This window comes from Mucilaginibacter phenanthrenivorans (assembly GCF_024721155.1).
Classification (GTDB): domain Bacteria; phylum Bacteroidota; class Bacteroidia; order Sphingobacteriales; family Sphingobacteriaceae; genus Mucilaginibacter; species Mucilaginibacter phenanthrenivorans.
On record NZ_JAHVAP010000005.1, the window covers coordinates 142,826 to 155,072 of the forward strand.

Sequence of the window (12,247 nt, forward strand, 5' to 3'; positions counted from 1 at the left end):
CAACCCAAAAAACGGTTTTGCTCCTGATAAAAATTTGGATTACGATGAAAGGCGCCGTTTTGCCCCTGAGAAAATTTTGAATTACAAGGGTGAACCGCCGTTTCGCCCCTGATAAAAAACCCGGTTACGAAGGTAAAACCTTATTTCACCCCTGATAAAAATCACGATTACGAAGGAAAACAGCCCTTTTACCCCTGATAAAAACTTCAGAATTGACCGGCAAAAACCACCAGCAAAAGGGCAATCAGCCGCTTTTAGGTGGTTTTTATAAGTATGATTGAAAGAACATAAGGGTCCACCCGGCAAATCTTTAAACAATAAAATGGGGTGGTTGAATTGCCTGGTTTAGGATTTATCAGGCAAGTACAAATATAATAAATAAAGCTAATATAATTAGCAATTACACTAAAAATATCTTCCCCTATTTTACACCCTCAAATTAAAAATTACTTTTGCCATCCAACAATCCTGTTTAATGAAAACATTCAAGCTGCTTATCATCGCCGTTTTTATCTTATCCGGCTATACCTGCCACGCGCAAATAACCCTGAATGCGGCGGTAGATACCGTGCAAAGCGCAACAAATCGTGCCGCTATCCATACCTTATCAGATTATCTTCATGCACGTTTAAATAAAAAAGATGGCAAATCATTTTGGCTGCCGTCTGAAGCTGCAAACCTGAAAACCTATGATTTATATGACGCCCATAGTCTGTATGAGATTAAATTCGACGAAATTATCATATTAGGTATTACCCAACCTGAAACCAACCTATTTAAAATAAAAGTACTCTTTAGTTATTTTGGAAGCGATAAGGTAAGAACCATATGGTCGATCAATGATTTCTATTTAACCAAACTAAACGGCTTGTTAAAGTTAACTAATGCCTTGTTTGTAAACATGCGCATTACCCATTATCAGACCGTGAAGTCGCCCTGCATTACCTATCACTTTCCTGCCGGCTATGCTTACCACCAGGCGCTAATCGACTCAGCGAACCATTATTTAGGTGCGATAGAAAAGTTCTTCAATAAAAAACTGCCGGGCAACATCAGTTACATAACAGCGCCTGCCTGTGAGAATCTGTATGCTACCCTTGGCGCTTCATACCAGGCTGGTACTATGTCATCGTCTACCACGTTTTGCGGCTTTTTTGACATGGATAACCGCATGATAATAACATCGGGCAACGAGTATTATCTGCATGAACTATTGCGAACGCTAAACATGCTTTACCCCGGCGCGCCCGATCTGCTTAAAAGCGGCATAACCACCCTATGGGGCGGCAGCGCAAATAAACCAGCCATTTATCACCTAAAAAAACTTTACCCATACCTCATTAAGCACCCCGAAGTACTGAACAAGCTGGATGATTTTTATTATTTTGATGATGAAACAAATCCATCGTTCATTTTCCAGGCTGTTGTAATTAATTATGTATTGAAACATGAAGGCAAAGATGGTTTGATAAAACTGATGAACACGCTAAAACCGGATATTAGCGCTGCAGATTTCTTGAAGGATCATTACCATATCAACGACGTACAAAAATTCTTTTTGGATGAATTTAAATACTATAACCAAAGGAACCGGTTAGAATTCGATGACCTTTTGGCTATTAAATAGGTTAACACCATCCATAACTCAACTCAATCTAACCTATTCAACCCAATCCAACTTAATCAACCATTCAACAAAAACTCCGAACAAAATGTGCTAATTTCAGTTTTTGAAACTGTAGGTACATTCCATGAGCAATAAAATAAAGAGGTTCCGCTATAATCCGCGCCGTAAATCGGGGAACATCGGCGCAAGTCCGGGTGAGATCAGCATCCCCGAGGGGGCGTTAAAGCCAACCATCAACGTATATTCCTATAATGCTAAGGAACTTGTCAGTAGCGAGGGGAAAAGCATAAAGGTGATACTCGATCAATTCAAAAAATGCCAGGACCATACACATTGGATCCAGGTTAGGGGCCTGGGCGACGCGGCATTAATTGAGGAGGTGGGTTCGTTATTGACCATAAACCCCCTGGTACTGGAGGACATCACCAATATCCACCAGCGCCCGAAGTTTGATGAGTACGATGATTACGTGTTTGCTGTAAGCCGGATGATCCAGTTCACCAAGGATTATGAGCTTACCAATCACCAGTTTTCGGCACTGGTAAAGGATAACCTGATCATCACATTTGAGGAAACGCACGAGGAAAACTTTGAAGGCGTAAAAAACCGCCTTAAAATTGGTAAGGGCTCCATTCGCACCGCTGGTGCAGGCTATATGTGTTATGCGCTAACTGATACTATCCTTGATTGTTATTTCTCGCTGCTGGCGAAGCTTGGCGATCAGCTTGATATTGTTGAGGACCGTCTGTACGACCAGGCGGATAAAAGCATAATGTACGAAACCCAGCAGCTCAAACGCACCCTGATAGTTTTACGTCGCTCCTGCTGGCCTGAGCGCGACAAGATAAACGACATGCTGCGCACCGAAAGCCCGCTGATAAATGCAGAAGTAAAAATGTTCCTGAAGGATGCCTACGACCATTGCATCCAGATAATGGACCTGATTGAAAGTTACAAGGAAATCACCAGCAGCATAATGGATATTTACCTGTCGCTGGTGAGTAACCGGATGAATGAGATCATGAAGGTGCTAACAATAATCTCTGTTATCTTTATTCCGCTCACATTTGTGGCAGGGGTTTACGGCATGAACTTCTCACGGGTCGACCCGGTAACCAACAAGGTTATGCCCGCCAACATGCCCGAGCTGTACAGCGCGCACGGGTATATTTATGCGTTAGGCGGGATGCTGCTGATCGGCATTATCCAGGTGATCGTATTCTGGAAAAAGGGATGGTTTAGTAAGCTGTAGGGAGGATGTGCGAATGCGTGGAGATGCGAATGTGCGGATGAAAAATTAATGTGCGGATGCGTGGAGATGCGAATGTGCGGATGAAAAATTGATGTGCGAATGCGTGGAGATGCGAATGTGCGGATGAAAAATTGATGTGCGAATGCGTGGAGATGCGAATGTGCGGATGAAAGACTACCGCTGCAAAATCAATCCGCACATTCGCACATCAAAAATCCGCACATTAATTCTTCTGCCCCAGCGAAAACCAGTTTCCCGAATCATCCTTAAATAAAGCCTCAAAACCATAAAACTCCTGCGTAGGCTTTTTGGTAAATTCAACACCCCTGGCTTTTAGTTCTTCGTAAGTTACCAGCAGGTTATCGCACTCAAACACACCGAATCCAAACGTTCCCTTGCTTACCAAATCGCGCATTTGCTGCGCCGCCTCCTTTTTAAACATCATCCCCTCATCTATCGACATTAGGGAGATCTCCAGATCGGGCTGTTCCGGCGGACAAACAGTTAGCCAACGCATCCCCGGCCCCATGGGCGCATCGGTATGCACCTTAAAGCCCAGTTTGTTAACGTAAAAGTCAAAAGCGCTGTCCTGGTTCAGAACAAAAACGCTCACGTGGTTCATTTTTGTGATCATCTTAATTTGTTTTGTTGATACGAAGGTGCACATTGATTTACTACCGCACTTCTCCAAAATTGCTATAATGGAGAAAGGTGAGTGGAGATTGGTGAGTAGTGCCGATAAATGACAATTTCCGCTGCCAACTGCCTACTCAAAACTGCCAACTGGCTTCCATCCTTTTTTCTCGGCAAAGCAATTAGGGATAAACTTTAGAGGGGCGCTGGCTATTTCAGCCTGCCTTTGATGCTGTGTTGCCTGGTATACCGCCGGGGTTTGCCCAACCATCCGCTTAAATAATCCTGTAAACGAGGTTACGCTTTCAAAACCTACGGCATAACAAACATTGGCGACACTTATGTCGGTTGCTAAAAACTGTTTTGCCTTTTCAATGCGCACAAACGACAGGTATTGATGCGGGGTTTTGCCGTAGATAGAATGGAACAACCTGATAAAATGAAATTTGGAGAAGAAGGCTTCGTCGGCAATATTATCCAGGTCTATTTTTTCGGCATAGTTATCATCAATAAATAGTTTGGCATAAACTATACGGCGATAGAGGTATATTTTGGGATAAAGAAGGACTGCCATCCTATTTTTATTATCGGATTAATAAATAATATTCTTCATATTAACTATTGCGAAATATAAAGGATATTTTGTAAATTTAGCACTATGGAAACACAAACGCTCCATCAAAAAATCCTACTCCTATCCGATGATCAAAAATTGAAATTGGAAGCCTACATTAATTTTTTGTTAGAGGCAGCCGAACAGGAAGAAGCCCGTAAAAAGGTCTCGGTTTCTGAAGATAAAAAGATGATCAAACCCTTCCATTCGGGTCCGCTGTTGTAAAATTATAACCGCACAAAACGGATTCGTGAATTTCGGAGAATGAAAAGCGCCTTTTGCAATAAATATTGGTAAGGCCTGCTTTACCTGGATAGTTATCGTCTATAAACAGTTTGACCAAACTACCAGGGGGGTGGAAACATATGCAGAGATAAAGCAGAGCCTTACATGCTGCTTTAATTATTCACCACCACGGAGTCAAGAAATGTATCCATGCCTCTTCTGCCTATGCCATCGGCGGCAATTGTTGACATGCTGTACATTTTATTGCCGATGATAAACATGAAGATATCATACTTTCTCTTTTTTGAGTCCACCCCGGTTGAGGTGTAACTGGTAAATCCTTTCCATGTGCCGATTTTAAAGTCGGCTAAGGTAACATCAGGCAAACTTTGGCTCATTCCTGTTTTTAATTGCGCTGCAAATTCTGGTGTGGTTTTTATAGGCGCCAAAGCCACAGAATCAATACCGGCTACCTGTACAAAATCAACTATGGTAAAAATGTATGCAATGCTATCTTTATCAACGGCCATAAAGCTGCCCGGCACAGCTTCCCTGGGAGTTGATGGAAACTTGACCGATACCCTGTTATCACCGGTATGGGTAACCCAGCCGTCCTGGGCGTTAGTTATACCTACGGTAATTAGCAGGATTGTAATAAGGGCATATAGTTTTTTCATGTTATAAATATAAATACAATTGGTGATTTACAGGACAGATAAAATTCAAATCCTGCCGCCTAACTTAAGCAAGCAGCCTCTTTTATTGTGCATTTTGTAGCTGGCTGCCCGCCGATTCAGACAAATAACCGTGGCCACGTTTATACAGCCTAACGGGAGTTTTAAGGCGAAGAAAAAGTAAACCGGTGGTTTATGGCAGCCCGCTTTCAGAAAAACACCTTATAAATACAAAGGACCGGTAATTAGTGCCGGTCCTTCTTTTTTATGTAGTTTATTAGGGTCTATTCAAGCCGGCTGCCTATTTTCTTAATCTTAAAAAGGTTAAACACAAGGAATATCAAGATCCCCCAAACAGCAATTAATATTGAATAAGCTATTAATTGCAGCCAGATAGGCGCTTTATCCCTGGTGGCAAACAGTGTGCGTTTGTTAAAGGTATTTACAGGGATAAATTTCGCACCCCAGCTAACAGTCTTTTCAACAGATATATTGCCATACTGATCGTTATCTTCAATTTTAGCTATTAGCACAATACTCCCTGATTTTCCACCCGGAATACTGTCCCTTTTAAAATCTGCAGACACGTTGCCTGTCGAATCAGTGGTGAATGCCGGGGTTTCATTCACCGGTAAGTCCCCTGTAAGGCGTTTTACGGCAATCTTCAGCTCCACACCTTTTACAGGCACCCAGGTAGTGTCCTTCATCTCCAAAACGGTGGCAGTAATAGTTTTATCCGTGGTATTTAACAATATTTTAGCGCGGGAAACTGTAAGGTCGGCTTTAGCCTCTTCATACTTTTTGTCACCTTTAAATGTTGCCAAAAAAGTGTGCTTTACCGAAGTAGCCCATTGTTTTTTTACCGTTACCGGGATATAGATCCGGCCTTCGCCTTTCCTGTTTGTGGTGACGCTGCCAATGGATGTACCCGCAGAGTCCTTATCAAGGAACAACTTAAGGGTGATACCGGCAACGGGCTGAAACCTGCCATCTACTTTGGTTTTTACCCTAACCAGCAGCGACGGAACGGTATTGTTATTAACGTAGTAATTGATTGCAACGCTCAAGTCGCCTTTCGGTGCCGGCTGTGCAAAGGCACTATAGCTTTCTAATATGCCGGCAAATGCCAATAGTGCGATAAAATATTTATACAGCCTTTTCATGTTGTTCGGTTAAAGTTTCTTGAATTGGTATCACAGGGAAAATTCTTGCCAGCAGGGTTATAATTAACAATGCACCGGCCAATGATCCTATGGTTATGGCCCACTCTTCCCAGCTCGGGAAATAATGCAGGTAACTTGCCGGGGCATCGTGCATAGGCAGGAACGGATGCAGCAAAGTTGGCGTTACAATTAAGTAGCGTTTAAACCAGGCGCCAATTATTACCATTATGCCAACTATAAACACAGGCAATGGCTTCCTGCCCGATTTAAATAACAGGATGATTATCGGGATGATCATTCCTATCAAAATAGCGAACCAGAAAACAGGCGCAAAGTCGCCGCTGAAAAGGCCCGTTAAATAGCCCTCTTCTGATTTTTTCATTTTAAAGAACGGCGTTAAAAACTCGTTCATATTAAAATAAAGGTAAAGCAGCGATAACAGTACGACTACCCGGCCCATCTTTTCGAAATGATTTTCTGTTATGTATTTTTCAAGATGATATGCCTTTCTGAAAACATACATGGCTACTACCACAGCGCCGGCGCCCACTAAAAAGGCACCTGCAATAAAATAAGCGCCAAAATTAGTACTGTCCCAGCCGGGCCTGTATGTTGTTGCAAACAGCCACGATGTTACTGTGTGGATGGTAAATGCCACAGGGATAATGGTGATACAAAGTATATTGATTGCCTTTTCGCTTAGCTTAAACTGTGCAGGAGTACCCTTCCAGAACGAACCCAGGTACCCATAAAACTTGTGCAGTCCGTTACCCGATTTTTCTTTAAACCGAAGTAAAATTTTAATATCAGGAAGCAGCGGGTAATACAAAAGCAGCAGGCTGATAAAAAAGTAGGTGGTAATTACTATCACGTCCCAGATGATTGGCGATTGGATCCGGCCGTGGGTAAATAAATAGTAAAACCTTTCGGGGCTACCCATATCCACAATAATAATCAGCGATGCGAAAATAATAGCAGCCACAGCTATGATCTCGGCAATGCGCGTAAGCGGCGATCCCCATTTTACACCGGCCAGCCTGAATATTGCCGTTATTAACGATCCTACCAGGCTAATTGCCACAAAAAATACAAAGTTTGAGATGTAAATACCCCACGATACATAATCGCGCATGGCAGTAACTACCAACCCATAGCGAAGCTGCCGGTAATAGGCAAATAAGCCTACCAAACAAATCACGGTTAATAAGGCAATCCATATTTTGCCGGCCTTGCCAAACTTTTGGGGCAGCAGGTCATTTATTATCTTTTCATCTATTATTGAGTTTTCCACGTCTTAGCTATTTAATATTATTTATTCTGCACCTTGTCATTTTCAAGACCAGATTCAAAAGGGAAATTACGGCTTACAGGCGGCAGGTAATAAACGCTTGGTTTAGTTCCCAGGTCCTCCATTAAGCGGTAGCCTCCTTTGTCTTTGATCAGGTCGCTGAACCTGAAGGTTTCTGCGCCGTTGCTTACTGAATCTTCATTAATATCGCCGAAGGCAAAAACGCCGTTCGGGCATGCCGAAACACAATGCGGCAGTTCGCCCATCCTGGTCATATCTGCACAAAAATCACATTTGCCAACTGTTCCCTTTTTTTGAGGGATACTGGTTTCGCACGAGTATGGCTGGGCCGCAATGGCGGGTGCAATTTCAGGAGCCCCCCAGTTAAATACCCGGGTTGAATACGGGCAGGCTGCCATACAAAAACGACAGCCTATACAGCGGTCGCTGTCTATCAAAACTATTCCATCCTGCCTTTTAAAGGTTGCATCAACAGGGCAAACCTTAACACATGGTGGTTCGTCGCAATGCATACAGGTGGTTGGCTCCCAATAGGGTGCGGTATGCTCTGCATCCTGCATCGGGTCAACCTTAATCCAGTTCTCACCGGGATTCAATTCGTGTGCATGATTACAGGCCGACTGACATTTCTTAAGGTTTTTACACCGGGAGAGGTCAATAACCATTACAAACTTTTTACCGGGTATACCTATCCTTGCTTCTGTATTGCTTACAGGCGGCATGTGAGGAACAGGTTTTAGAAATGCTTCATCCACCTCAATCTCTTCTCCATCAACTGATAACAGCTTTACTTTTTTGCCCGACGCCACTGCTATATCGCTGGCTCCTGCTTCAAACGGGTCGGCTTTTGGTGCACATCCTGATATTAACCCGGCAGTGATCAAACCGGTTAATAAAAAGTCTCTTCTTGAATTATTTCCCTTTTCCATTTTACTTTTATAAGGACTATCCTCTTATTTTTTTATCCAGTTTTTAAGTTCGTTGTCCGTAACCTTTTTCCGGTTAGCGGTTAATAACGAAGCATCTATTTCTACCAGCCTGCCATCCTGTGTTAGCATTCTCACTGTGCCGCATTTTACTTCGGGCAGGGGCTGAACTTTATTTTTCTTAACGAAAAAAGGCAGTCCTAACGATGCGGAAACAGCAGCAAATGCAGCAAATGCGCCGGCCTTCCAAACAAACCTTCTTCGTGATGCTGAATTTGCCGGTGTTATTTTTTCCTGGTCATTCATAATATATATGCTTTAAATAGCGTGTTAAAAAATGGCATAGGTTAGGCCGTCCGGCTGTTTAAAATAATTTTTGCAGCCGATCAGGAATACCTTTTGATGCGTAGTTTTTATCAATTAAAACAACCCGGCCTTAACTAAAAAGCCGTTTTGTTTTAATTGAGGTATTACTACTTCTTTAATGAACGTATGTAGTTCACTACGTTCCAAATGTCATCAGCATCCGGGATTTTCTTTTTGAAGCTTGGCATGTCATCGCGGCCTTCCGAGATCTTGTAAAAAAGAGATCCGTCAGATTGTGATTGTAAAGCCGCTTTGGTCATGTCTTCTGGCTGAGTTTTTAACTGGGCCGCCTTGCTGCCATCACCCAACCCTGTTTTACCATGGCATGATGCACAATGTAAATTCCATAGCGATTTTCCATCGGCTATTGATTGCTTGCTCGATTTAACCGCGTTGGCCATTTTCGCGCTTTTTTCTGGAACAGGCCATGGTTTGGTCTGTTGGATGCTGGTAAAAGCAACACTCAGGATGCTCACGGCAACTGCTGAAGTGGCTAATAATAAATTAGTTTTCATAGAACTTAACTTAATTATATGTGATTAAAAACATTGGATATTAATTGTATCTATTGTCTCATTGCTAATTCCACAGGCGGGTAATGTTAAACCCGATGACGAATTGGCCACCCTTCATCTTTGTACCGTCAGATTGTGTATACTTAAAGGGGCTGTTTGTATTGTATAGGTTATTTTTTCCAGGGTTCAGCATGGAGTAATTACCCATAAACAACTGGAAAGTGTGGCCGCTTGTAGCAAACTCAAACCCAAATGATAAATTAGGACTGGGGTTATTGGTGGCATGGTGGGTTAAAGGCTGATCGTAATTGACTAATACTGCAGTTGCATCACCCAGCTTGTATCTCCCGGAAACGGCAATCGCAAAGTGGTCGTGCTTCATTTCCTCGAAAATACTTTGCCCGGTACTGTCATTTTTTGTGTAGAAACCTTGTACCGCATTTTGGTGTGTAATACTTGGCGCTACTTGCAAGGACAGTTTATCGTTGATCTTCCTGGCAATAATTATTTGGTTGAAGGAGATAAAACGGTCAGACTGATGGGCGAAAAGCGTGTTGCCAACATCTTTACGGGTGTCAATAGCCAAATCTCCATAATAGGTTATACTCACCGGAAATTTGCCTTTGGTTTGTTTCATAATAGCGTATTTTGCGCTTCCATCCCAAAGCATATCAAATTTGTCGATGCCGATACCCAGGTTAAGATTATTAATAGGCGCATAGCCCACACCAATGCGGATGTTGGAAGAGGCAAATAGCCCCCAGAAATCAGAGTAGCCATTATTAACCGTTCCAAATCTGTGTTGAATATCCATCTCAAATGTGCCTTTAACGGGTACCATTACCGTTTGATTGTCAATTATCCATACACTTTGAAAGGTGTTTTTTACCGGTTTGACTTTGGCTGGTACATCTGCTTTTGCTGCTGCCGTGGTGTCCTGGGCACGAAGGGTTACCTGGTGTAGTAACAAACAACAAACCAGGCACAGGCTTGCTTTAAGCAGGCGGGTTGGTATATTTATTTTTAGTTTCACGTCGTTATTTTTTAAGTCACTTAATTATTAAGAGCACCGGTTCTTATCCAGTCATAAATTTTTTGCCTGTCGGCTGCGCTTGGAATGTGTACCTCCATATTTCCGTTGATCATGATATACAGATCGCTTTGTTTTGGAACCAGGGTATTTACATATCCGCCGTTAACCAGGCTATTGTATGATACAGCTGTTTCCAGGTCGGGTGCCTGTGCGCCTGCAACATGACAGCCTGATAAGGCGCAGCTGGTATTAAGCAGCGGGGCGATGTCTGTTTTATAACTGTATTCTATCGGTGCGGCATTCGGATCGGTTCCTGATTTCGGCAGGATAACATCCTTGTAGCAGCCCGTAACTCCGATCACCATCACAAAAAGGATCCCGGCAATAATTGCTAATCGTTTCATCGTAAGTCGTTTTTTATTACTTGTTATTAAAGTTGGCATTAACTACAATGCTTACTTTGTCGGCAACCTCAGTGTTTATGATACCGAAATCAGCTTTATTTATCTGGAACTCTAATTTTAGCCCAAACTCGCTGTTGGTGGTTCCCGGTACAAGTGTTTCAGGTATATAGCTTAATTTTCCAACTATTGATTGCGTAACAGCCGGTCCGGTACCTACCTGCCAGGTAAAATCAAAGGTTACTATGTAACCGCTGCTGGCCGCATCAAATGCCACTGAAGTAGTTTTTATACGGGCAACATTTGCCGCTGTAAGGTTTTGGGTGCCTGCTACAATTTTAGTAGTGCCAAAAGTGGTGATCAAACAACCGCCATCACGGCCCGGCTCGCCTGTATTTACCTGGTTGGTTTGAATATATCCGGCAAAGTGTGTCTTGGCAGGTTCATTTTCGTAAAACGCCCATGAAGTATCAGGCACCGGTTGCTTGGTTGTGATGTAATTCAGCATCATTGCATCCTTCAAATCAGCTACCCCGAATTGGTTGAATTTTCCGGTTAAATCAGCTCCCACTTCTAAAAATGGGCTCGACCAGTTAACGGCACTATGCACCTTGTCGAATTTCCATTGGCTGGTATCTCCTAACACCACGCCGGCAAGGTGTACATGTGTACCGCGGCTAATTTTTACTGCAGTGGATACGGACGCAGGCAAAGGGTCGTTTTTATGCGTGCAACTTGCTACTAATCCATAACCGCTTATGAAAATTAGAGCAATCATCAGTATTTTGTTGAATCGTTTCATAACATTGTTTTATTTAAGAGTTTGATGTGTTTTTATAATGTCAAAAGTATAGGGTGGAATTTTACGGTTAGGTGACGGTTCAGCGTTTATTAAATGATCCTAGTCACTTAATCTCAAATTCACTTAAGGGTGCCTTTTTTGCCGCCTTGTTGTATGACGATGTTGCATTTGTTTGTCTTTAAAATAGGTATAGAGTGTAACCAGAATTGCCAAAAAGCCAAGTACCCCCAGGTTTAAGATCATGCTGGCGCCATAAACCTTCATGTCGTTTTTTAGGATATTATTATCTGCCGAAGGTGTGGTTAACTGGATGAAGAGGTCACCGGCGAGAACGCAGAAAAACACCAAACTATGAATCAAACTTAATACGGGCCTTTTGTTAAATACCGGCAACCAAAAAGCAATGGATAGAAATCCCCAGATTACTAAATAAGATTGTTGAATGAGGAGTCGGATATGCTCGGGGGAATAATCGGGATAAAGCTTTCTAATTTGAAACCCCAGGAATAATGCACCAACAAATGCGTAGGTATATGGTAGCAGTAAAACTAGTTTGTCAACAAATTTGCTTTTGAACAACTTGTTCCCGGAGAGAAAAAGTACTCCTGTATAAACCAGTGCATAGCCGGAAAAAAAGGCCATGGTTTCAAGTTTCTGTATATACGCTAAAAAACTATTATCCATAAATAACGATTTCGAAATTTTTAC

Annotated in this window: 15 protein-coding genes; 3 read left to right on the forward strand and 12 right to left on the reverse strand. The window is 42.5% G+C overall.

What is annotated here, in order from left to right; genetic code table 11:
• Positions 1 to 475 precede the first annotated feature (475 nt).
• On the forward strand, positions 476 to 1,627 hold the full coding sequence (locus tag KXD93_RS12820; RefSeq protein ID WP_258137509.1) for a hypothetical protein: 1,152 nt from the start codon (positions 476 to 478) through the stop codon (positions 1,625 to 1,627).
• Positions 1,628 to 1,751: 124 nt separating this feature from the next.
• The gene (corA, locus tag KXD93_RS12825) at positions 1,752 to 2,879 is read left to right on the forward strand and encodes a magnesium/cobalt transporter CorA (protein WP_258137510.1); all 1,128 of its coding nucleotides are present in this window, start codon (positions 1,752 to 1,754) and stop codon (positions 2,877 to 2,879) included.
• A 223-nt stretch (positions 2,880 to 3,102) separates the two neighbouring features.
• Here the strand turns inward: corA and KXD93_RS12830 are convergent, their stop codons facing one another.
• Together KXD93_RS12830 and KXD93_RS12835 are read right to left on the reverse strand one after the other, a co-directional pair.
• A complete protein-coding gene (locus KXD93_RS12830; RefSeq protein ID WP_258137511.1) occupies positions 3,103 to 3,513 on the reverse strand; it encodes a VOC family protein in 411 nt (136 codons plus the stop codon).
• Positions 3,514 to 3,645: 132 nt separating this feature from the next.
• Positions 3,646 to 4,086, reverse strand: a complete 441-nt coding sequence (locus tag KXD93_RS12835; RefSeq protein WP_258137512.1) for a helix-turn-helix domain-containing protein — start codon at positions 4,084 to 4,086, stop codon at positions 3,646 to 3,648.
• Positions 4,087 to 4,170: 84 nt separating this feature from the next.
• Here KXD93_RS12835 and KXD93_RS12840 point away from each other — a divergent pair, with 84 nt between their 5' ends.
• The gene (locus tag KXD93_RS12840; RefSeq protein WP_258137513.1) at positions 4,171 to 4,350 is read left to right on the forward strand and encodes a hypothetical protein; all 180 of its coding nucleotides are present in this window, start codon (positions 4,171 to 4,173) and stop codon (positions 4,348 to 4,350) included.
• Between the two features lie 173 nt (positions 4,351 to 4,523).
• Here the strand turns inward: KXD93_RS12840 and KXD93_RS12845 are convergent, their stop codons facing one another.
• The 10 genes from KXD93_RS12845 to KXD93_RS12890 all read right to left on the reverse strand — a co-directional run bounded on the left by KXD93_RS12845 (position 4,524) and on the right by KXD93_RS12890 (position 12,181).
• Positions 4,524 to 5,027 carry a hypothetical protein gene (locus KXD93_RS12845; RefSeq protein ID WP_258137514.1) on the reverse strand — a complete coding sequence of 168 codons (504 nt, stop codon included), beginning with the start codon at positions 5,025 to 5,027 and terminating at the stop codon, positions 4,524 to 4,526.
• A 281-nt stretch (positions 5,028 to 5,308) separates the two neighbouring features.
• Positions 5,309 to 6,187: a hypothetical protein gene (locus KXD93_RS12850; protein WP_258137515.1), complete on the reverse strand. Its 879-nt coding sequence runs from the start codon at positions 6,185 to 6,187 to the stop codon at positions 5,309 to 5,311.
• The gene (gene nrfD, locus KXD93_RS12855; RefSeq protein ID WP_258137516.1) at positions 6,171 to 7,478 is read right to left on the reverse strand and encodes an NrfD/PsrC family molybdoenzyme membrane anchor subunit; all 1,308 of its coding nucleotides are present in this window, start codon (positions 7,476 to 7,478) and stop codon (positions 6,171 to 6,173) included. Before nrfD ends, KXD93_RS12850 begins: the two co-directional genes overlap by 17 nt.
• Before the next feature lie 17 nt (positions 7,479 to 7,495).
• Entirely contained in the window at positions 7,496 to 8,425 is a 930-nt protein-coding gene (locus KXD93_RS12860; RefSeq protein WP_258137517.1) for a 4Fe-4S dicluster domain-containing protein, read from the reverse strand.
• A gap of 24 nt (positions 8,426 to 8,449) precedes the next feature.
• Positions 8,450 to 8,728, reverse strand: coding sequence for a hypothetical protein (locus tag KXD93_RS12865; RefSeq protein WP_258137518.1), 279 nt, complete (start codon positions 8,726 to 8,728; stop codon positions 8,450 to 8,452).
• A 167-nt stretch (positions 8,729 to 8,895) separates the two neighbouring features.
• Positions 8,896 to 9,303 carry a c-type cytochrome gene (locus tag KXD93_RS12870; RefSeq protein ID WP_258137519.1) on the reverse strand — a complete coding sequence of 136 codons (408 nt, stop codon included), beginning with the start codon at positions 9,301 to 9,303 and terminating at the stop codon, positions 8,896 to 8,898.
• A gap of 64 nt (positions 9,304 to 9,367) precedes the next feature.
• Positions 9,368 to 10,336 (reverse strand): DUF5777 family beta-barrel protein, encoded by a 969-nt coding sequence (locus KXD93_RS12875; protein ID WP_258137520.1) that lies wholly within the window; start codon positions 10,334 to 10,336, stop codon positions 9,368 to 9,370.
• A 20-nt stretch (positions 10,337 to 10,356) separates the two neighbouring features.
• A complete protein-coding gene (locus tag KXD93_RS12880) occupies positions 10,357 to 10,740 on the reverse strand; it encodes a hypothetical protein (RefSeq protein ID WP_258137521.1) in 384 nt (127 codons plus the stop codon).
• 16 nt (positions 10,741 to 10,756) lie between these two features.
• Entirely contained in the window at positions 10,757 to 11,539 is a 783-nt protein-coding gene (locus tag KXD93_RS12885; protein ID WP_258137522.1) for a YceI family protein, read from the reverse strand.
• Between the two features lie 123 nt (positions 11,540 to 11,662).
• Positions 11,663 to 12,181, reverse strand: a complete 519-nt coding sequence (locus KXD93_RS12890) for a hypothetical protein (protein WP_258137523.1) — start codon at positions 12,179 to 12,181, stop codon at positions 11,663 to 11,665.
• Positions 12,182 to 12,247: the final 66 nt, after the last annotated feature.

What these genes read in the sequence shown, in the direction of transcription:
- KXD93_RS12820 (WP_258137509.1), top strand. Translation starts at nt 476, where the DNA reads ATGAAAACATTCAAGCTGCTTATCATCGCCGTTTTTATCTTATCCGGC.
- corA (WP_258137510.1), top strand. Translation starts at nt 1,752, where the DNA reads ATGAGCAATAAAATAAAGAGGTTCCGCTATAATCCGCGCCGTAAATCG.
- KXD93_RS12830 (WP_258137511.1), bottom strand. Translation starts at nt 3,513, where the DNA reads ATGATCACAAAAATGAACCACGTGAGCGTTTTTGTTCTGAACCAGGAC.
- KXD93_RS12835 (WP_258137512.1), bottom strand. Translation starts at nt 4,086, where the DNA reads ATGGCAGTCCTTCTTTATCCCAAAATATACCTCTATCGCCGTATAGTT.
- KXD93_RS12840 (WP_258137513.1), top strand. Translation starts at nt 4,171, where the DNA reads ATGGAAACACAAACGCTCCATCAAAAAATCCTACTCCTATCCGATGAT.
- KXD93_RS12845 (WP_258137514.1), bottom strand. Translation starts at nt 5,027, where the DNA reads ATGAAAAAACTATATGCCCTTATTACAATCCTGCTAATTACCGTAGGT.
- KXD93_RS12850 (WP_258137515.1), bottom strand. Translation starts at nt 6,187, where the DNA reads ATGAAAAGGCTGTATAAATATTTTATCGCACTATTGGCATTTGCCGGC.
- KXD93_RS12860 (WP_258137517.1), bottom strand. Translation starts at nt 8,425, where the DNA reads ATGGAAAAGGGAAATAATTCAAGAAGAGACTTTTTATTAACCGGTTTG.
- KXD93_RS12865 (WP_258137518.1), bottom strand. Translation starts at nt 8,728, where the DNA reads ATGAATGACCAGGAAAAAATAACACCGGCAAATTCAGCATCACGAAGA.
- KXD93_RS12870 (WP_258137519.1), bottom strand. Translation starts at nt 9,303, where the DNA reads ATGAAAACTAATTTATTATTAGCCACTTCAGCAGTTGCCGTGAGCATC.
- KXD93_RS12880 (WP_258137521.1), bottom strand. Translation starts at nt 10,740, where the DNA reads ATGAAACGATTAGCAATTATTGCCGGGATCCTTTTTGTGATGGTGATC.
- KXD93_RS12885 (WP_258137522.1), bottom strand. Translation starts at nt 11,539, where the DNA reads ATGAAACGATTCAACAAAATACTGATGATTGCTCTAATTTTCATAAGC.
- KXD93_RS12890 (WP_258137523.1), bottom strand. Translation starts at nt 12,181, where the DNA reads ATGGCCTTTTTTTCCGGCTATGCACTGGTTTATACAGGAGTACTTTTT.